The organism is Qipengyuania flava (assembly GCF_019448255.1).
Taxonomy (GTDB): domain Bacteria; phylum Pseudomonadota; class Alphaproteobacteria; order Sphingomonadales; family Sphingomonadaceae; genus Qipengyuania; species Qipengyuania flava_A.
The window spans coordinates 1,025,748-1,043,177 of record NZ_CP080410.1 but is presented as its reverse complement, the minus strand read 5'-3'; the positions used below and the strand labels follow the sequence as shown (position 1 = coordinate 1,043,177).

The window sequence follows — 17,430 nt, the reverse complement described above, 5'->3', positions numbered from 1 at the left end:
CATCATCAATCCATGAACGGATCGCGCATAAGGATAGTATCGTCGCGCTCGGGGCTGGTGGAGACCAACGCCACGGGCGTCTCGATCAGTTCCTGAACGCGCTGGATATACTTCACCGCATTGGCGGGAAGGTCCGCGAAACTGCGAGCACCGGCGGTGGATTCGCTCCAGCCTTCCATGGTTTCGTAAATCGGCTCCACCGCGGCCTGGTCGGCGGCGTGGCTGGGGAAGTAGTCGTAGACGTTGTTGCGCAGGCGATAGCCGGTGCAGATCTTCACCTCGTCCAGCCCGTCGAGCACGTCGATCTTGGTCAGCGCGATGCCGGTCACGCCGCTGATCGCACAGGTCTGGCGTACTAGCACGGCGTCGAACCAGCCCACGCGGCGCTGGCGGCCGGTGACGGTGCCGAATTCATGGCCACGCTCGCCGATGCCCTTGCCGACCTCGTCGTCGAGCTCGGTCGGGAACGGCCCGCTGCCGACGCGCGTGGTGTAGGCCTTCACGATGCCAAGCACGAAGCCCGTGCTGTTGGGACCAAGCCCGCTGCCCGCCGCAGCCGTGCCGCTGACGGTGTTGGAGCTGGTCACGAAAGGATAGGTGCCGTGGTCGATATCGAGCAGCACGCCCTGCGCACCTTCGAACAGTATCTTGGCGCCGGCCTTTCGGACCTTCTTGAGGCGCTTCCACACGGGCTGCGCGTATTTGAGCACGAAGGGCGCAATCTCGCGCAGTTCGGCGAGCAGCGCTTCGCGGTCCACCGGCGGCTGGTCGAAACCGGCGCGCAGCGCATCATGGTGCGCGCACAACCGGTCGAGCTGCGGTTCGAGATGGTCGAGATGCGCAAGGTCGCACACGCGGATCGCGCGGCGGCCAACCTTGTCTTCATAGGCCGGACCAATGCCGCGGCCGGTGGTGCCGATCTTGCCCGAACCCGCAGCCGCTTCGCGCAGGCCGTCGAGATCGCGGTGGATCGGCAGGATCAGCGGGCAATTGTCGGCCACGGCGAGGTTGTCGGCGGTGACCGAAACGCCCTGCGCCTCGATCTTCTCGATCTCCGCCTTGAGCGCCCAAGGGTCGAGGACCACGCCGTTGCCGATCACCGAAAGCGTGCCCGACACGATACCCGAAGGCAGGAGCGAAAGCTTGTAGGTCGTGCCGTCGATCACCAGCGTGTGGCCGGCGTTGTGCCCGCCCTGGAAGCGGACGACGGCATCCGCGCGGCTGGCGAGCCAGTCCACGATCTTGCCTTTGCCCTCATCGCCCCACTGGGCACCGATTACGGTAACATTTGCCATGAATACGCCTTTTCCCCTGCCAGGGGATCCACGAGGTCCTTCGACAGGACTCGACCACGGGATGGAATTGGAGAAGCGCGGTCCGCTTCAAATGCGGTGCGCGGGTTACGGGCCGCGACGAGTCCCGTCAAGCCGCAGAAACAATGCGCGGCGCACGTCATTGGTAGGGGAAAGGAGACATTATGACCGACTATCCCACCCTGCCCCTCAACGATGGCCGCCAGATCCCCCAGCTCGGTTTCGGCACCTGGCAAATCGAGGAAGAAAACGCGCCCAAGGCGGTGAAGACCGCGATCGATGTCGGCTATTGGCTGATCGATACCGCCGCGATTTACGGCAACGAGCGCGGCGTGGGCGAAGGGATCGGTGACTGGTCCGACATCTTCCTCCAGACCAAGATCTGGAACGACAGCCAGGGCTATGACCGGACCCTGAAAGCGGCCGAAAAATGCCTTGGCCGGCTGGGCCGCGACCATGTCGACATGCTGCTGATCCACTGGCCCTGCCCGGATAAGGATCTCTATGTCGACACGTGGAAGGCGCTGATCGAGCTGCGCGATCAGGGCAAGGCGAAGTCGATCGGCGTGTCGAACTTCCGCGAGGAAGATTTGAAGCGCATCGCCGATGAAACGGGCGTCGTCCCCGCGCTGAACCAGGTGGAACTGCATCCCAGTTTCCAGCAGCGCGATCTGCGGGCGGTCCATAAGGAGATGGGGATCATCACCCAGAGCTGGTCGCCCCTTGGCCAGGGCGGCGGCATGGATGCCGATGCCATCCAGCAGATTGCGGGCGAAACGGGCCAGCCGGCGAGCGCGGTGGTTTTGCGCTGGCATATCCAGCACGGCCTCGTCCCCATCCCCAAGTCGACCAGCCGCGACCATGTCGAGCAGAACTTCGCTGCCCTGTCCTTCGAGCTGTCGGACGATCAGATGACCCGCATCGATGCGCTCGACGAGGCGGACGGTCGCCTCGGACCCGATCCGGCAAAATTCAACGGATAACGCGAAAGGGATGCAGCGCGGCGGCAGCTTTGCTAGGGGCCGCCGCGTGACCCAGACCCGCGCCAATCTCCCTATCCGCGTCGCCGCGCTCTACCAGTTCGCGCGCTTCGACGATCCGGCCGCCATCAAGCCCGACTTGCTCGCCGCAATGGAGGGCGCCGGCGTGCGCGGTACGTTGCTGCTCGCGCGCGAGGGGATCAACGGGACGATCGCGGGGAGCGACGTGGCAATCGAAGCCGTCCTCGATCATGTCCGCACCCTGCCGGGCTGCGCGGATATCGAGGTCAAGGAATCGCGCGCCGCCACGCTCCCCTTTCACCGCACCAAGGTGCGGCTGAAGAAGGAGATCGTGACCATGGGCGAGCCCGATCTCGATCCGCTGGAGGGCGTCGGCACCTATGTCGCGCCCGAGGACTGGAACGCGCTCATCTCCGATCCCGACACGATCCTGATCGACACGCGCAACGATTACGAGGTGCAGATCGGCACCTTCGAAGGCGCAATCGATCCGGGGACCAAGAGTTTTCGTGAGTTTCCAGCTTGGTTCCGCGCCAAGCGCGACGAGCTGGAAGCCGAAGGTCGCTCACCCAAGATCGCCATGTTCTGCACCGGCGGCATCCGCTGCGAAAAATCGACCGCCTTCGCGCGCGCCGAAGGGGTGGAGGAGGTCTATCACCTTAAGGGCGGCATTCTGAACTATCTCGAACACGTGCCCGAGGCCGAAAGCCTGTGGCGCGGCGAGTGTTTCGTGTTCGACGAGAGGGTCAGCGTGGGCCACGGCCTGGCGCTTGGCGATCACGCGCTGTGCCGCGCCTGCCGCCGCCCCTTGAGCGCCGAGGACATGGCGCATGAGCACTACGAGGAGGGCGTGAGCTGCCACCGCTGCTGGGACGAACGCAGCGACGAGCAGCGCGCCCGCTACGCCGAGCGCCAGCGGCAGGAAATGCTCGCAGAAGCGCGCGGGGCCGAGCATGTCGGACGGCGCGAGGAAGACGCGGACAGCGATGGCTGAACCGGTCCTCTACAGCTTTCGCCGCTGCCCTTACGCCATGCGCGCGCGAATGGCGCTCAGCGTCAGCGGCGCGGCCTACGAACACCGCGAGGTGGTGCTGCGCGACAAGCCGGCGGAAATGCTGGAGGCCTCCCCCAAGGGCACGGTGCCGGTGCTGGTCGCGGCCGATGGCGTTGTCCTTGAAGAAAGCCTCGACATCATGCGCTGGGCACTGGGCGAGAGCGATCCGGAAGGCTGGCTCACGCGCACGGACGAAGCGTTGCTTGCCGCCAACGATGGTCCGTTCAAACACCATCTCGACCGCTACAAATACGCAACGCGCTACGAGGACGTGGACCCCGAGGAACATCGCGCTGCCGCGCTTGCGATCCTGCGGGCGCTGGAGGCACGGCTGGAGAATAGCGCCTTCCTCTGCGGCGAGAAGCGCGGCTTTGCCGACATTGCGATCTTCCCCTTCATCCGCCAGTTCGCCAACGCGGACCGGGCGTGGTTCGACGCGCAGGACCTGCCGAAACTGCAGGCCTGGCTGGAAAGTCTCGTTACGTCGGAGCTGTTCAACGGAGTGATGCGCAAGCATCCCCAGTGGAAGCCCGCTTAGAGCGCCTTAGGCTCCTTGCCCTCGAGCACGTGCGAACAGCCGAGCGCTGCCCCGTCATCACCCTCGCCGATCGCCGCCACCGTGCGCCAGCCGATGGCGCGCAGGCGCGCGGCCGCATCGCGGTCGTGGCCAAGCGGCAGGAACAGCTTCTGCGCTGCATCGCCAGTCGCGCAGCCAAGCGCATCGAGCAGCGGATCCATGTAGAGCGAGAAGCCGGTGGCAGCCTCTTCGCTGCCACGGATCGTGTAGGTGCCGCCCCGGCCCAGCGCGCCGCGCGCGCCTTCGCCGTAAAGCGTGAAGCCGAACCAGCTCTGGTATTCGAAGCCGTGCCGTTCGGTCGGGTCGAGCGTGACGCGCGCGCGGTCGCCGATGGCAGCGGCGATGGCGCGCAGCCCTTCGATCCGGCTTGCCAGCGCACCGCCCGCGTCGATTGCGGCCAGCGTGTCGATCGCCTTGGCGAAATCGCCGGTTGCGTAGAGCAGCGGGAGATAGGCCTCGCCGCCCGCATCGCGCAGGCCGCCGGCATCCTTGGTGTCGAGTTCGCGCCGCACAGCCTCGCGCTTTTCGGCGTCGAGCGGCATCGCCTCTTCGGCCAGCGTGTCAACCAAGTCAGGCAGCGTGAAATCGACCGAGATATTGGCAGCGCCGGCCGCCTTGAGCGCATCGATGGCAACCGAGACCACCTCGCTCGCTGCGGCGACGCTGTCTGCCCCGACCAGTTCGGCGCCCAGTTGCAAGCGCTGGCGAGCGGGATCGAGCTGGTCGGCGCTCAGCAGCGCGACATCGCCGGCGTAGCACAGGCGCAGCGGGCGCGGCGCCTCGCTCATGACGGTAGCGGCAATGCGGCCGACCTGCACGGTCATGTCGCTGCGCAGCGCGAGCGTGCGGAGCGATTGCGGGTCGGTGAAACGCACCATGCGGCGCGTTGCGACCCCGTCCATGCGCCCGGCAAGCGAGCGTTCGAACTCCACCAGCGGCGGACGTACCCGGTCGTAGCCATGGCCGTCCATCGCATCGAGAACGGCGCGCATGGCCTGGGTGATGGCAAGGGCGCGCTGGGGCAGCGCGTCTTCGAGGCCGACGGGCAGGAGGTCGTCAGGTGTCGTCATAGCGCCGCGCCCCCTGCCCCATCGGCGATCAGAATGCCAGAGGCATAACGACCTTCACGCCTTCCAGCGCGCAGGCCTGCTTCACCACATCCTGCGGGATCGGCGCATCGACGCTCAGCAGCAGCACCGCTTCCCCGCCCGCCTGGCGGCGGCCAAGGTGGAAGGTGCCGATGTTGATGCCGCTTTCGCCCAGCAGCGTACCGATACGGCCGATGAAGCCCGGCGCGTCTTCGTTGACGATGTAGAGCATGTCGCCCGACAGTTCGGCTTCGATGCCGACACCGAACATCTCAACCAGGCGCGGCGCGTCGGCACCGAACAGCGTGCCGGCGACCGAACGGTCACCCGCATCGGTGCCCACGGTGACGCGGATCAGCGTGTTGTAGGCGCCTTCCTTCTCGTGCCGGATCGAGCGGATATCGAGCCCGCGTTCCTTGGCGAGGAAGGGCGCGTTGACCATGTTCACCGTGTCCGAATACTGGCGCATCAGGCCTGCAAGGACAGCGCCTTCGATGGGCTTGCCCGACAGCTCGGCCGCCGCGCCTTCGCGTTCGATGCTGATCTTGGTGAGGTTGCCATGGGCAAGCTGGCCGACAAGGCTGCCGAGGTTTTCGGCAAGCTTCATGTAAGGCTTCAGCTTCGGCGCTTCCTCGGCCGAGAGGCTGGGCATGTTGAGCGCGTTCGTAACGCCGCCGTTGACGAGGTAGTCGGCCATCTGCTCGGCCACCTGCAGCGCGACATTGACCTGCGCTTCGGTGGTGCTGGCGCCGAGATGCGGGGTGCAGATGAAGTTGGGTTTGCCGAACAGCGGCGACTCCTTGGCCGGTTCGGTCTGGAATACATCGAGCGCCGCGCCTGCCACCTGGCCGCTGTCGAGCGCTTCGGCCAGCGCCGCCTCGTCGATCAGCCCCCCGCGCGCGCAGTTGATAATGCGCACGCCCTTCTTGGTCTTGGCGAGGTTTTCCGCCGAGAGGATGTTGCGCGTCTCGTCGGTCAACGGCGTGTGCAGCGTGATGAAATCCGCCTTGGCCAGCAATGTGTCGAGATCGGCCTTTTCGACACCGATTTCGATGGCACGTTCTTCGGTCAGGAAGGGATCGAAGGCGACGACTTTCATCTTGAGGCCAAGTGCGCGTGCCGCGACGATCGAGCCAATGTTGCCCGCGCCTATCAAGCCGAGCGTCTTGCCGGTCAGCTCGACGCCCATGAAGTCGTTCTTCGGCCATTCCCCGGCCTGCGTGCGGACATTGGCCTGCGGGATCTGGCGCGCGAGCGCGAACATCATCGCCACCGCGTGTTCGGCGGTGGTGATCGAATTGCCGAACGGCGTGTTCATTACCACCACGCCCTTGGAGCTGGCGTAGGGGATGTCGACATTGTCGACACCGATGCCGGCGCGGCCGATGACTTTCAGGTTCGTTGCCGCATCAAGGATCGCAGGCGTGACCTTAGTTGAGGAACGGATGGCGAGACCGTCGTACTCACCGATGCGGGCGGCAAGTTCCTCGGGGCTTTCACCGGTAATCACATCGACGTCGCAGCCGCGCTCTTCGAAGATTTTCGCGGCGTTCGGGTCCATCTTGTCAGAGATGAGGACTTTGGGTTTGCTCATGACGGATTGCTCCTGTCTGTCGTCCCGGAACGCGCCGGGCACGGGAATTTCAAGGAAAGGCGGCGGCCCGCTGTCGGGCCGCCAGCCGGATCAGCCGTTCTTGACGGTCTCGTAAGCCCACTCGATCCACGGCAGGAGACGCTTCAGGTCTTCCTGCTCGAGCGTGCCACCGCACCAGATGCGCAGCGACGGCGGGGCATCGCGATAGCCGTTGAAGTCGTAACCGACGTCGCGCTCTTCGAGCAGCTTGACGATCTTCTTCGGGACGGCCGCCTGGTCTTCGGCGCTGAGGCTTTCGTACCAGTCGCCCTGGAAGACGAAGCAGACGCCGGTGTTGGTGCGCTTGGCCGGATCGGACACCATGTTGCGCAGCCAGGGGGTCGCCTCGATCCAGTCGGTGACGATCTTTGCGTTGGCGTCGGCGCGCTCGAACATCGCCTTGCGGCCGCCGATCGACTGCGCCCATTCGAGCGCCGCGATATAGTCTTCGGTCGCTAGCAGGCTCGGGGTGTTGATCGTCGCGCCTTCGAAAATGGCGCGGTTGATCTTGCCGCCCTTCTTCATGCGGAAGAGCTTGGGCAGCGGCCATTCGGGATCGTATTCCTCGATCCGCTCGACCGCTTTGGGGCTGAGGATCAGCATGCCGTGCTGGGCTTCCGAGCCCATCACCTTCTGCCAGCTGTAGGTCGTGGCATCGAGCTTGGCCCAGTCCATCTCCATGGCGAAAACGGCGCTGGTGGCATCGTTGATGGTCACGCCTTCGCGGCCCGGCGCAAGCCAGTCCGTGTTGGGGATCTTCGCGCCGCTGGTCGTGCCGTTCCAGGTGAAGACGACGTCGTTCTCCTGCGGGATCGAGGCGAGATCGGGGATTTCGCCATAGTCCGCGTCGAGCGTGGTCAACTGCGGCAGCTTGAGCTGTTTGACCGCGTCCTGAATCCACACATTGCCGAAGCTTTCCCACGCAGCGACCGTCGCCGGACGGTCGGGGCGCAGCATGGTCCACATGGCGGCTTCCAGCGCGCCGGTATCCGAAGCGGGCATGATGCCGACGAGGTAGTCCTCGGGTACGCCGAGCATCTCTTTCGATAGGTCGATGGCGTATTTCAGGCGCGACTTGCCCAGCGCCGAGCGGTGCGAGCGCCCGAGCGATTCGGTCTTTAGATTGTCGAGGGACCAGCCCGGGTGCTTGACCGTGGGACCGGACGAGAAAAAGGGACGCTCGGGTTTGAGCGCGGGTGTATCAGTCATGTATTCTCTCCTTGCAGAGAGCACGCGCGGCGTTGGGACCGCGTGGCCCGTCGGCCGCAATAATGTTGCCCTGTCGGGAGTCAATGCGAAATAGGTATGCTTCGACAGGTCGTGCCATGCCTGTGATAAGCGAACCCTCGCCAAAAGTGTTCCGAGACCCTAAAGCCGCCGCGATGGACGTGACCGATCTTCGCATTGCGCTGTTCAGCGGGAACTACAACTACACCCGCGACGGCGCGAACCAGGCTCTCAACCGGCTGGCCGACTACCTGCTGCGCCAGGGCGCGGCGCTGCGCGTCTATGCGCCTGTAGTGGAGAACCCGGATTTCGAGGCCACCGGCGATCTGGTCGACGTGCCCAATATCCGCATGCCGGTGAAAGGGCGCGGCGAATACCGCCTGCCGCTGCGCATCGACGATGCGGTGCGCGAAGACCTCAAGCGGTTTGCACCGAACACCGTCCACCTCTCCTCGCCCGACCCGGCGGCGCACAAGGCACTCAAATGGGCGCGCGAGCGGGACATTCCCGTGCTCGCATCGGTGCACACCCGTTTCGAGACCTATCCGCAATATTACGGCGCTGGCTTCCTCGAGCCTGCCGTGGTGTCGATCCTGCGGCGCTTCTACGGCCGATGCGACGCGCTTGTGGCCCCGTCGCAGAGCCAGATCGACGAGCTCAAGGCGCAGCGGATGCATGACGACATCAGCATCTGGTCGCGCGGCGTCGACCGGACGATCTTCGACCCCTCGAAGCGCGACCTCGAATGGCGCCGCTCGCTGGGGCTGGAAGACAACGACGTCGCCATCGTGTTCCTCGGCCGGTTGGTCATGGAAAAGGGCCTCGACGTCTTTGCCGAGACCATCGTCCAGCTACGCAAGCGGCAGGTCCCGCACAAGGTCCTCGTCATCGGCGATGGCCCGGCGCGCGGCTGGTTCGAAAAGGCGCTGCCCGGCGGAATTTTCGCAGGGTTCAAGACGGGTGCCGATCTCGGCAAGGCGCTGGCGAGCGGGGATATCTTCTTCAACCCCTCGATCACCGAGACCTTCGGCAATGTGACGCTGGAGGCGATGGCCTGTGGGCTACCGGTAGTGGCAGCTGGCGCGACAGGCGCGGCGAGCCTCGTGAAGGATGGCGAGACGGGACGGCTGGTGCCTCCGGGCAAGCCCGATGTCTTTGCGCCTGCCTGCGCCGAAGCGCTCGCGCCCTATTGCACCGACGACGCCCTGCGCCTGCAACATGGCGCGAATGGCGAAAAGGCTGCCCGCGCCTATAGCTGGGACGCGATCAACCAGGCGGTGGTCGACACCTACCTTCGGCTGCACGAAGAGCGCGCGGCCGCCCGTTAGGCGATCACCGCAGGTTTCCGGCCCTGCGCTGCCAGAATGCATAGCCCAAGAGGGCGATGGCAACGGCCCAGATGGCCATCCGCTGCGCCTCGTCCACCGGCACGTCCCAAGTGATCTCGTAGTAGGTGGTCCCGACCAGGCCCAGTAGCGACACGGCGAAAGCGGGCACAGCCCAGCGGCTCCGCATCAGCAGGAGGAGCGAGCCCGCAAGCCCGCCCCAGACCCCGAAGGCCCAGGCCCCGTTCGACCAGGCCGGTGCGGCTTCGAAGGCAGCGACCATCTCCGGCGGTGCGCTGGCGAAGGTCTCCGGATCGCGGATCATCGCCATCGTGTAGATATAGCAACCAAACGCGTTCCACGCCGCGCCGAGCACACCCACCAGCCACAGGTGCCAGGGGGTGCCCGCCGGCGCGCTGGTCACTTGAGGACGCCTGCTGCCGCCATGCGCCGCGCGTAGAGCAGCAAGGCGATGGTGATAACCCAGATCGCCAGGGCGAACAGGAGCTGTCCCGTGTTCTGCAGGCTTTCTGGCACATCGGCCACTGCGCGTTCGTAGAACGTCGTCCCTGCAAGACCGACAATCGAGATGGCGTAAAGAGCTACGGCCCAGCTACGGCGCAAAAGGAGCGCGGCCGAGCCAAGGAAGCTCCCCCAGACACCCAGCGCCCAGAAAGCCGAGGCCCAGGCCGGAAAATCGTAGAAATAGGAGTGGTTTTCCGGCGGCATGCCGAACGCGTCCAGATTGCCGGTCTTGGTCGCCAAATAGCTGGCAACACCGCCCGCGTTCCACAGCAGCGATACGACACCGACCACCCACAGGTGCCACGGCGCTTTGGTCGTAGTGTTCATGATACTCCCCCTCTTATGCCTCTCCGCAGGCGAGATTAGCGTCTCGCCTGCGGATGGCAAATCGGGGGCGCGTATCAGAGGCGCTCGATCTTCTTCGCCAGCTCGTCGACCAGGTCGACGATTTCCTGGACGGTCTTTTCATCGAGGCTGCCCGAACGGGCCTTGTTCTTCAGCACCGAGGCAAGATTGCCCGCCGCCCGGAACATTTCCGGCGTCGCATAGACCCGGCGCTGTTCGCCATGGCCAGAGAGCCGTTCGAACAGGGCGGTCACTTCGTCCGCACGCTCTTCCAGTTCGGCGCGCCCGGCATCGGTCGCCTCGAAAGCCTTGCGGGTTTCATCGCCCGCGGCCTGCGCAATCGCGCCCTCGTCCTCGAGCAGGGAAAGCGTCGGATAGATCGTGCCCGGGCTGGGCGAATAGGCGCCTTCAGTCATTTCCTCGATCGCCTTGATCAGCTCATAGCCGTGGCGCGCCTCATCGGCGACCAGCTTGAGCAGGACGAGGCGAAGCTCGCCAGGTCCGAACATGCGCCGCCGGCGCCGTCCGCCACTTCCGCGCGAACCGAAATCAAACGCCCAGCCGGGGCCGCCGAACTTGGCCGAAGCGCCCATGCCTTCGCGGCACTCCGTCTCTGCCATCATCGCGGCGACGAAGGGCCAGCCGCCCATCTTGCGCATCTTGCGCCACTTGTGTGCCTTGTGCATTGGCAATGTCCTTACTGTATCTTCGATAGCTCTAAGATATATCGTAATAGCGGTATGGCAAGTGCCCCCTGCAATTCCTCGCCGAACACCCTATGTCAGCCGACCAATGGCCGACCTCTTCCCCGACGACCTGCCCCAGGCATCTGCCACCGACACGCCGCGCGAAGACGCGCCGCTGGCCGACCGCCTGCGCCCCGCCAGTCTGGGAGAGGTCATCGGGCAGGACCACCTGACCGGGCCGGAAGGCGCAATTGGCCGGATGGTCGCCGCCGGGCGCCTGTCGAGCATGATCCTGTGGGGACCGCCCGGCACGGGCAAGACCACCATCGCCCGCTTGCTCGCCGACAGCGTCGGGATGCGGTTTGAAAGCGTATCCGCCGTGTTCAGCGGGGTTGCCGACCTCAAGAAAGCTTTCGCTGCTGCCGACAAGGCCGCCGAGGCGGGCCAGCGAACGCTGCTGTTCGTTGACGAGATCCACCGCTTCAACCGCGCGCAGCAAGATGGTTTCCTGCCCTTCGTCGAGCGCGGGACGGTCACGCTGGTCGGCGCGACGACGGAGAACCCCAGCTTCGCCCTTAACGCGGCGCTGCTGAGCCGCGCGCAGGTGCTGATCCTCCAGCGGCTCGACCACGAGGCGCTCGGCCAGCTCCTTGACCGCGCTGAGGTGCTCGAAGGGCCCCTGCCCCTTGCGCCCGAGGCACGCGATGCGCTGGTGGCCAGCGCGGACGGAGATGGGCGCTTCCTGCTCAACCAGGCCGAAACGCTCTACAATGCGAAGATCGACGGGGAGCTCGACCCGGCAGCCCTCGGCAAGTTCCTCCAGCGCCGCGTGGCGGTCTACGACAAGGACCGCGAGGGGCACTACAACCTCATTTCCGCGCTCCACAAGGCGGTGCGCGGCAGCGATGTGCAGGCAAGCCTCTACTACCTCGCCCGCATGCTGACCGCCGGGGAAGAACCGCGTTTCCTCGCCCGCCGCCTCGTGCGCATGGCGGTGGAAGACATCGGCATGGCCGACCCGCAGGCGCTGGTGCAGTGCATGGCCGCCAAGGACGCCTACGAGTTCCTCGGCAGTCCGGAAGGCGAGCTCGCGCTGGTGCAGGCCTGCACCTACCTCGCCACCGCGCCCAAATCGAACGCGGTCTACAAGGCGCAGAAGGCCTCGTTCAAATCGGCCAAGGAAACCGGCAGCCTCATGCCGCCGCAGAACATCCTCAACGCGCCGACCAAGCTGATGAAGGATATCGGGTATGGCTCGGGCTACAGCTACGACCATGACGCCGAGGATGGCTTTTCGGGCGACAATTACTGGCCCGAGGAGATGGAGCCGCAGAGCTATTACGAGCCGGTCGAACGCGGCTTCGAGCGCGAGGTGAAAAAGCGCCTCGACTATTGGGACAAGCTGCGGCGCGAACGTGGCGAATAGGTTTCGCCACTTCCTTGCGATCGACTGGTCGGGCGCGAAGGGGCCACGGCAGAAGGGTATCGCGCTCGGTCTCGCCCATCTTGATGGCGGCCCGCCTGTCCTGGTCGATCCTGGGCAAGGCTGGTCGCGCGAGGATGTGCTGGCACTGCTGGCGAACGACTTGCCCGACGACACCCTTGTCGGCGTCGATCTCGGCATCGCCCTGCCCTTCGCCGATTGCGGCGCCTATTTCCCGCGCCGCGAGGTCTTGCTTCCCGACGCGCCCTCGCTCTGGGCGCTGATCGACGACATTTGCTCAGGCGATCCCAACCTCGGCGCGCAGAGCTTTGTCGACCATCCCGAATTCCGCCCCTATTTCCGCGACGGCGCCGACACCGGCGCGCATTTCGGCTGCGACGGTGCCGACCATGGCCGCGGGCGCTTCCGTGTGACCGAACAGGCGCAGGCGGCGATGGGCTGCAAACCCTATTCGAACTTCAACCTCGTCGGCGCTGCGCAGGTCGGCAAATCGAGCCTTACCGGCATGCGGATGCTGCACCGCCTGCGCGGCCACCTGCCTGTCTGGCCGATCGACCCTCTGCCCGCATCCGGCTCCGCGCTCGTCGAGATCTACACCAGCCTTGCCGCAATGGAGGCCGGACGCAGCGCGGCCAAGGCGAAGATGCGCAGCTACGAAGCGCTCAATAAGGCGCTCGGCGCGCTGGGCTCGCCGGCGGTGCCCGGTGAAGGTGCGCTAGACGACCATTCCTCCGACGCACTGCTCACCGCCGCCTGGCTGCGCGCGGTGGGAGACCAGCCCGATCGCTGGTCGCCCGGCGGTCTGACCGACACGGTCGCGCGCACCGAGGGGTGGACCTTCGGAGCGCTGTGAAACGGCTGAACTGGAAGGAAGCCTGGTGGAGCCGAGCGGGATCGAACCGCTGACCTCGTCATTGCGAACGACGCGCTCTCCCAACTGAGCTACGGCCCCGTTCCAGGTCGAGAACACCCTGCCAAATGCAGAAGTGCGAGGCGCGCCGTTTATCCAAAAGCGGCGCGCCTGAAAAGAAGCATGTGCCTCACGATTGCGGCGTGTCGTCCTCGCCAGCATCGTTCGGGATCGGCTGGACGATGGGCACCGAAGCCTGCGTCTCGTCCACCGGGGCAACCGGGATGGATGCACCAGTGGTGGGATCGATGACGGTGGTTTCCTGCAACGGCTCGGCCGTCAGCAGGACTGGATCCTGGCCCGGAGAGGGCGCAAAACCGCGCGCGTTGCGCACCGCGACATAGCCCGGCTGCGAAGCGCCGTAGCGTTCGCCGTAGCGGGCATCCCAGGCCGCCGAATCCCTCTCATACTGCTCGTAGGCGAGGAAGAAGCGTTCGAACGGGCCTTCCATTGTCGGGAAATTGGCCAGCGCAAATGCGACCGGGTCGACCCCGCCGGAGGCAAGGTACTGCTGCGACACGCCCAGCGCGGTACGGCAGAAATCGGACCGCGCCGGCGGCAGGGCGAAGTAGTTGTAGACCATGGTCATCTGGCTTTCGCGAGCCATGATGGCCGCGCGGCGCGCACGGTGTTCCTTGCGGTATTCACCGTCGATCCGGTCGTTCACGCGCTTCAGCGGACGAGCGTAATCCTTGATGTAGCTGCTGTAGGCATCGAGGATCGGCTGGTACTGCGGATCGAGGCAGTTGAGCGCCGCAACGTTCCACGCCGAACGGAAGTGCCAGACCTTCTCGTCGTCCGAGATGCCCAGGTTCACCGTTTCGCGCAGGCCCATCGAATTGAGGCGCGGGATGTCCATGACGTAGGACGCCTGTCCCGGAGGCAGCGGGCGGACGGGAACGCGCTCCTGGACCGGTGCCGGCGGCGGCGGCGGCGGAGGCGGCGGCGGCGTGGCGCAGGCCCCAAGGACGGCGAGACCAGTCGCCACGGCGGCGAAACGAACGGTGATATTGGCTTTGCGGCCCATGGCGCGCGACCCTCCTCGAAACTCTCTTATGCTGCGCCGCCGATCCTTGACGGCGCATGAAGGACGCAGGGTCTAGCGCGTCCTTCAGGCAAAGAAAATGCCCGGAGCGCATGGAGCGCCCCGGGCACGTTCAAGCGATTCTCGCGTGCGACGAGTGGTTTACTCGCGATTGCCCATGAAGTTCAGGAGGAACATGAACATGTTGATGAAGTCGAGGTACAGGCTGACGGCGCCCATGATGATCGCCTTGCCGGCGAACTCGGTGCCGCGCAGGTACTGATACTCCATCTTCAGGCGCTGCGTGTCGTAGGCGGTGAGACCGGCGAAGATCAGCACGCCGATGAAGCTGATGGCCAGGGCCATCGTGCTCGACTGCAGGAAGATGTTGATCACCATTGCGATCAGCAGGCCGATCACACCCATCACAAGGAAGGTGCCAAAGCCCTGCAGGTTCTTCTTCGTGGTGTAGCCATAAAGGCTGAGACCGGCGAAGGCGCCGGCGGTAGCGAAGAAGGTCGCCGCGATCGATTCACCCGTGAAGGTAAGGAAGATCGTCGACATCGACAGGCCCATCACGGTCGCGAAGGACCAGAACAGCACCTGCAGCGTCGTCTTACTCATGCGGTTGAGGCCGAAGTTCATCGCGAGGATGAAGCCCAGCGGGGCAAGCGCGACGATCCACATCAGCGGCCCGCTTGCAAACGCGAGAGCAAGGCCGCTCTGCGCCGTCAGCAGGGCAACGATGCCGGTCAGCAGCACGCCCGAAGTCATGTAGTTGTAGATCGACAGCATGTGCTTGCGCAGCCCTGCGTCGAAGGTTTCCTGCCTGGCAACGGCGTCGCCAGCGCGCGGCACGGAGCCAAGGCCCTGCCTCTGGTCGGTGTCGTTCCAATTGGCCATGTGTGTGCAACTCCTCTTGGCAGCGCGGAAATACGCCCTGCTCCTAGGCCTTGAATATTGGCATTTCGCACGGCGATTTCAAGCGAAACCGGACGCAGCAGCCCGGCGCGTGGTTAACGCCCGATGGAGCTCGGATCAGGCCTCGCCGGCGGCGTCCACCATGGCCGCCTCGAGCGCCTCGGTCGGAGTACGGCCTCCCCACAGAACGAACTGAAATGCCGGGTAGAACCGGTCGCATTCATCGACCGCAATCTCCACCAGCGCCTGCGCCTGGCCGAGGCTCAGAAGCCCGTCATCGCCCAGCATGGTGCCGTTGCGGTAGAGCAGCACGCCGCCGCTCGACCAGATATCGAAATGGCCGAGCCACATCTGCTCGTTCACCAGGCTGACCAGCTCGTGCGCCTGGGGCAGCTTGTCGCCCGAAATGCGGATGTCAGGGAGGCACAGGATCTGCAGGACACCGTCTTCGGGCCGCCAGATGCCGCGCAGCTGGTACTTGGTCCAGCTGCCCTGGACCTCCCCGCTCATCTCCGTCGGCGTGGATTCGCAAGGCCACCCGCGCGCTTCGAACAGCGCAACGAGCATGTCGAGCGGAGCAGCGTCCTGCTCGGCCTCGTAGCGGTCCTCTGAAGGTCTCATCGAAGCGGTTCCGTGCGCGTCATGAGACGATGGATGCAGAACCCGGCAGGCGTTTGGCAATGGAGGCGCCCATCGGTGCTGGGGAGAACCGTTAAGGCTTGTGCAAAGCTTGTGAACAAATGCACCGCACCGGTTAACCCTGCGACCCGCTAGAAATCGTTGATCGCCTCGCCCTTGGCGCTGGTGAAGGGGAAGGAATCCAGCCCCAAGCCCCTGAGCTGATTGACCATTTCACGGGCTTCGGCAGCGCTGTCATACGGTCCTGCCAAAAGGCGGTTCGCTACACCCCAGGGGGCGGTGAAGGGTCCCTTCCCGTCCAGCGCCCCTTCGGCCTGGCGCGCAATGCGCCGCCAATCGAATCGCAGCGCGCCAAGATCACGGCCCGTGGCCACCTGCACCCAATGCCGTGCGGGGTGGACCGGCGGCGGAGGCTCCTCGCGTTCGCGAGGGATATCGATCCGCGTGATGTCGACCGCCCCTGCACGCGCCGGATCGGGCTCGGAAGGCGCGAGGCTGAAGCTGCTGAACGCCTCGTCGAGCGAGACCGTCTCCGGCTCGGGGGCCGGCTCAGCGGCGGGCTGTGGCACGACAGGTGCCGGCGTTTGCGCGCGGGCCACGACCACCGGTTCGACAGCGGTCGGAGGCGACGACGGCTCCGGAGGCGGCGGAGATGGCGGAGGGGGAGGCGGCGGAGGCGGAGGCGGAGGTGGCGCGACAGGCTCGCTCTCCACCGGCTCGGAGGCCGCGCGCGTAACGGGTGCCGGACGCTCGCGCCCCCAGCGATCGTAGAAACCCTGCCGGCCCGCCGCACGCGGGCCACTTTGTGCTGGCTGTGCGGTCGCGGGTCGTTCGCGGGTTTGTCGCGCCGGTGGAGGCGGAGGAGGAGGAGGCGCCGCTGGCGCTGCTGTCTGCGGCTCCGTGCGCGCAATACGCACGGGGCTGCCCGCGTAGTCGGCAATGCCCTGCTCGTCCGTGCCGATGTTCGCCACCAGCGGGAACACACCGAGGTTGCCGGCTGCGGCCTGCTGCGCCTTTGTCAGGCGAGGCATGTAGTCGAAATAGGCCGCCAGCCGCGCGCCGAGGCCAGAGGGGAGCATGGTGTTGGCGATCGACTTCGCCTCTTCGGTGTCACCAAGGATGGCAAGGCCGAAGGCACGCGTGCGAAAGGCGGTAACATCGCCGCGCTCAAGCAGCGGCAGCAACGTCGCCTCGAAACCCTCGCGGTCGCCCGAAATCGCCTGGTTTAGCGCAAGTCGGCGCTGGGTCGGTGCGCCTGCCCCTTCGGCCAGCGCCAGCCGGTAAAGCTCCTGCGCGCTCGCGGTATCGCCAACGAGGTCGAAGGCCAGCGCCCGGTCTTCTGCCATGCGTGCGTTGGAGACGCCCGCCCGTTCCGCCTCGGCAAACAGGAGGAGAGCCTCCACCGGGCGGCGCGCCCGGGTGTAGGCCTTTGCCAGTCCTAGCTTGGAGGACGCATTGCCCGGCCGCAATTCGTTCGCCCGCCCGAAAAACCCGATCGCCGCCTCGATATCATCGAGCTTGAGCGCGGCGTTGCCCGCATCGAGCAGCGCGCCGACATCGGCTGCGTTGGCTGCAAGACGGGTGAGCGCCGCGTTCAGCTCGCGCTCCCCTTCGGAGGGTAACGGCTGTACGATTTCGCGTTGCGCCCACGCCGAAACCGGCAGCGCAGCTGAGGCAAGCAGCACAGCAGCGGCAGCAAGGCGCCTGGTCGGTATCAT

At 65.6% G+C, this 17,430-nt stretch carries 17 protein-coding genes and 1 tRNA gene; 6 read left to right on the top strand and 12 right to left on the bottom strand.

The genetic code is table 11. From position 1 onward, the window contains the following. Positions 1 to 5: 5 nt before the first annotated feature. On the bottom strand, positions 6 to 1,295 hold the full coding sequence (locus tag KUV82_RS05070) for an adenylosuccinate synthase (RefSeq protein ID WP_219955800.1): 1,290 nt from the start codon (positions 1,293 to 1,295) through the stop codon (positions 6 to 8). A 182-nt stretch (positions 1,296 to 1,477) separates the two neighbouring features. On the opposite strand from KUV82_RS05070, the gene KUV82_RS05065 reads away from it, so the two are divergent. Genes KUV82_RS05065 through KUV82_RS05055 form a run of 3 tightly spaced genes read left to right on the top strand, consistent with a single transcriptional unit; the run spans position 1,478 to position 3,906 of the window. Continuing rightward, a complete protein-coding gene (locus KUV82_RS05065; protein ID WP_219955799.1) occupies positions 1,478 to 2,296 on the top strand; it encodes an aldo/keto reductase in 819 nt (272 codons plus the stop codon). Between the two features lie 46 nt (positions 2,297 to 2,342). Further along, positions 2,343 to 3,308 carry an oxygen-dependent tRNA uridine(34) hydroxylase TrhO gene (gene trhO / locus KUV82_RS05060; protein ID WP_258319853.1) on the top strand — a complete coding sequence of 322 codons (966 nt, stop codon included), beginning with the start codon at positions 2,343 to 2,345 and terminating at the stop codon, positions 3,306 to 3,308. After that, positions 3,301 to 3,906, top strand: a complete 606-nt coding sequence (locus KUV82_RS05055) for a glutathione S-transferase (RefSeq protein WP_219955797.1) — start codon at positions 3,301 to 3,303, stop codon at positions 3,904 to 3,906. The genes trhO and KUV82_RS05055 overlap by 8 nt, the downstream gene beginning before the upstream one ends. Here the strand turns inward: KUV82_RS05055 and KUV82_RS05050 are convergent. From KUV82_RS05050 to KUV82_RS05040, 3 genes are all read right to left on the bottom strand, one after another. Then, on the bottom strand, positions 3,903 to 5,015 hold the full coding sequence (locus KUV82_RS05050) for an ATP phosphoribosyltransferase regulatory subunit (RefSeq protein ID WP_219955796.1): 1,113 nt from the start codon (positions 5,013 to 5,015) through the stop codon (positions 3,903 to 3,905). The two genes, KUV82_RS05055 and KUV82_RS05050, sit on opposite strands and share 4 nt — an antisense overlap. A 28-nt stretch (positions 5,016 to 5,043) precedes the next feature. Next, the gene (gene serA / locus KUV82_RS05045; protein WP_219955795.1) at positions 5,044 to 6,627 is read right to left on the bottom strand and encodes a phosphoglycerate dehydrogenase; all 1,584 of its coding nucleotides are present in this window, start codon (positions 6,625 to 6,627) and stop codon (positions 5,044 to 5,046) included. Between the two features lie 90 nt (positions 6,628 to 6,717). Further along, complete coding sequence (locus KUV82_RS05040) at positions 6,718 to 7,875, bottom strand: phosphoserine transaminase (RefSeq protein ID WP_219955794.1); 1,158 nt, start codon at positions 7,873 to 7,875, stop codon at positions 6,718 to 6,720. 173 nt (positions 7,876 to 8,048) lie between these two features. On the opposite strand from KUV82_RS05040, the gene KUV82_RS05035 reads away from it, so the two are divergent. Continuing rightward, complete coding sequence (locus KUV82_RS05035; RefSeq protein WP_219955793.1) at positions 8,049 to 9,221, top strand: glycosyltransferase family 4 protein; 1,173 nt, start codon at positions 8,049 to 8,051, stop codon at positions 9,219 to 9,221. Between the two features lie 4 nt (positions 9,222 to 9,225). On the opposite strand, the gene KUV82_RS05030 is transcribed toward KUV82_RS05035, so the two are convergent. The 3 genes from KUV82_RS05030 to KUV82_RS05020 form a co-directional block, all read right to left on the bottom strand. Continuing rightward, entirely contained in the window at positions 9,226 to 9,642 is a 417-nt protein-coding gene (locus KUV82_RS05030; RefSeq protein ID WP_219955792.1) for a hypothetical protein, read from the bottom strand. Continuing rightward, positions 9,639 to 10,070 (bottom strand): hypothetical protein, encoded by a 432-nt coding sequence (locus KUV82_RS05025; protein WP_219955791.1) that lies wholly within the window; start codon positions 10,068 to 10,070, stop codon positions 9,639 to 9,641. Before KUV82_RS05025 ends, KUV82_RS05030 begins: the two co-directional genes overlap by 4 nt. Before the next feature lie 74 nt (positions 10,071 to 10,144). Next, on the bottom strand, positions 10,145 to 10,774 hold the full coding sequence (locus KUV82_RS05020; protein ID WP_258319852.1) for a PadR family transcriptional regulator: 630 nt from the start codon (positions 10,772 to 10,774) through the stop codon (positions 10,145 to 10,147). Between the two features lie 106 nt (positions 10,775 to 10,880). Between KUV82_RS05020 and KUV82_RS05015 the strand changes: the two genes are divergently transcribed. Further along, positions 10,881 to 12,200, top strand: a complete 1,320-nt coding sequence (locus KUV82_RS05015) for a replication-associated recombination protein A (RefSeq protein WP_219955790.1) — start codon at positions 10,881 to 10,883, stop codon at positions 12,198 to 12,200. Then, on the top strand, positions 12,190 to 13,071 hold the full coding sequence (locus KUV82_RS05010) for a hypothetical protein (protein WP_219955789.1): 882 nt from the start codon (positions 12,190 to 12,192) through the stop codon (positions 13,069 to 13,071). The genes KUV82_RS05015 and KUV82_RS05010 overlap by 11 nt, the downstream gene beginning before the upstream one ends. Before the next feature lie 23 nt (positions 13,072 to 13,094). On the opposite strand, the gene KUV82_RS05005 is transcribed toward KUV82_RS05010, so the two are convergent. From KUV82_RS05005 to KUV82_RS04985, 5 genes are all read right to left on the bottom strand, one after another. After that, positions 13,095 to 13,170 (bottom strand) — tRNA-Ala (locus KUV82_RS05005). A gap of 88 nt (positions 13,171 to 13,258) precedes the next feature. Further along, complete coding sequence (locus tag KUV82_RS05000) at positions 13,259 to 14,155, bottom strand: hypothetical protein (protein ID WP_258319851.1); 897 nt, start codon at positions 14,153 to 14,155, stop codon at positions 13,259 to 13,261. A 159-nt stretch (positions 14,156 to 14,314) separates the two neighbouring features. Further along, positions 14,315 to 15,055 (bottom strand): Bax inhibitor-1/YccA family protein, encoded by a 741-nt coding sequence (locus KUV82_RS04995; protein ID WP_219955788.1) that lies wholly within the window; start codon positions 15,053 to 15,055, stop codon positions 14,315 to 14,317. Between the two features lie 135 nt (positions 15,056 to 15,190). Further along, positions 15,191 to 15,694, bottom strand: coding sequence for a YbjN domain-containing protein (locus tag KUV82_RS04990; protein WP_219955787.1), 504 nt, complete (start codon positions 15,692 to 15,694; stop codon positions 15,191 to 15,193). Positions 15,695 to 15,843: 149 nt separating this feature from the next. Next, positions 15,844 to 17,430, bottom strand: coding sequence for a tetratricopeptide repeat protein (locus KUV82_RS04985; RefSeq protein ID WP_258319850.1), 1,587 nt, complete (start codon positions 17,428 to 17,430; stop codon positions 15,844 to 15,846).

Excerpts from the sequence above, each read along its gene's own strand:
- KUV82_RS05035 (WP_219955793.1), top strand. The coding sequence starts at position 8,049 with ATGGACGTGACCGATCTTCGCATTGCGCTGTTCAGCGGGAACTACAAC.
- KUV82_RS05050 (WP_219955796.1), bottom strand. The coding sequence starts at position 5,015 with ATGACGACACCTGACGACCTCCTGCCCGTCGGCCTCGAAGACGCGCTG.
- KUV82_RS04990 (WP_219955787.1), bottom strand. The coding sequence starts at position 15,694 with ATGAGACCTTCAGAGGACCGCTACGAGGCCGAGCAGGACGCTGCTCCG.
- KUV82_RS05015 (WP_219955790.1), top strand. The coding sequence starts at position 10,881 with ATGGCCGACCTCTTCCCCGACGACCTGCCCCAGGCATCTGCCACCGAC.
- KUV82_RS05000 (WP_258319851.1), bottom strand. The coding sequence starts at position 14,155 with ATGGGCCGCAAAGCCAATATCACCGTTCGTTTCGCCGCCGTGGCGACT.
- KUV82_RS05070 (WP_219955800.1), bottom strand. The coding sequence starts at position 1,295 with ATGGCAAATGTTACCGTAATCGGTGCCCAGTGGGGCGATGAGGGCAAA.
- KUV82_RS04985 (WP_258319850.1), bottom strand. The coding sequence starts at position 17,430 with ATGATACCGACCAGGCGCCTTGCTGCCGCTGCTGTGCTGCTTGCCTCA.
- serA (WP_219955795.1), bottom strand. The coding sequence starts at position 6,627 with ATGAGCAAACCCAAAGTCCTCATCTCTGACAAGATGGACCCGAACGCC.
- KUV82_RS05065 (WP_219955799.1), top strand. The coding sequence starts at position 1,478 with ATGACCGACTATCCCACCCTGCCCCTCAACGATGGCCGCCAGATCCCC.
- KUV82_RS05055 (WP_219955797.1), top strand. The coding sequence starts at position 3,301 with ATGGCTGAACCGGTCCTCTACAGCTTTCGCCGCTGCCCTTACGCCATG.
- KUV82_RS04995 (WP_219955788.1), bottom strand. The coding sequence starts at position 15,055 with ATGGCCAATTGGAACGACACCGACCAGAGGCAGGGCCTTGGCTCCGTG.
- KUV82_RS05020 (WP_258319852.1), bottom strand. The coding sequence starts at position 10,774 with ATGCACAAGGCACACAAGTGGCGCAAGATGCGCAAGATGGGCGGCTGG.
- KUV82_RS05025 (WP_219955791.1), bottom strand. The coding sequence starts at position 10,070 with ATGAACACTACGACCAAAGCGCCGTGGCACCTGTGGGTGGTCGGTGTC.
- KUV82_RS05040 (WP_219955794.1), bottom strand. The coding sequence starts at position 7,875 with ATGACTGATACACCCGCGCTCAAACCCGAGCGTCCCTTTTTCTCGTCC.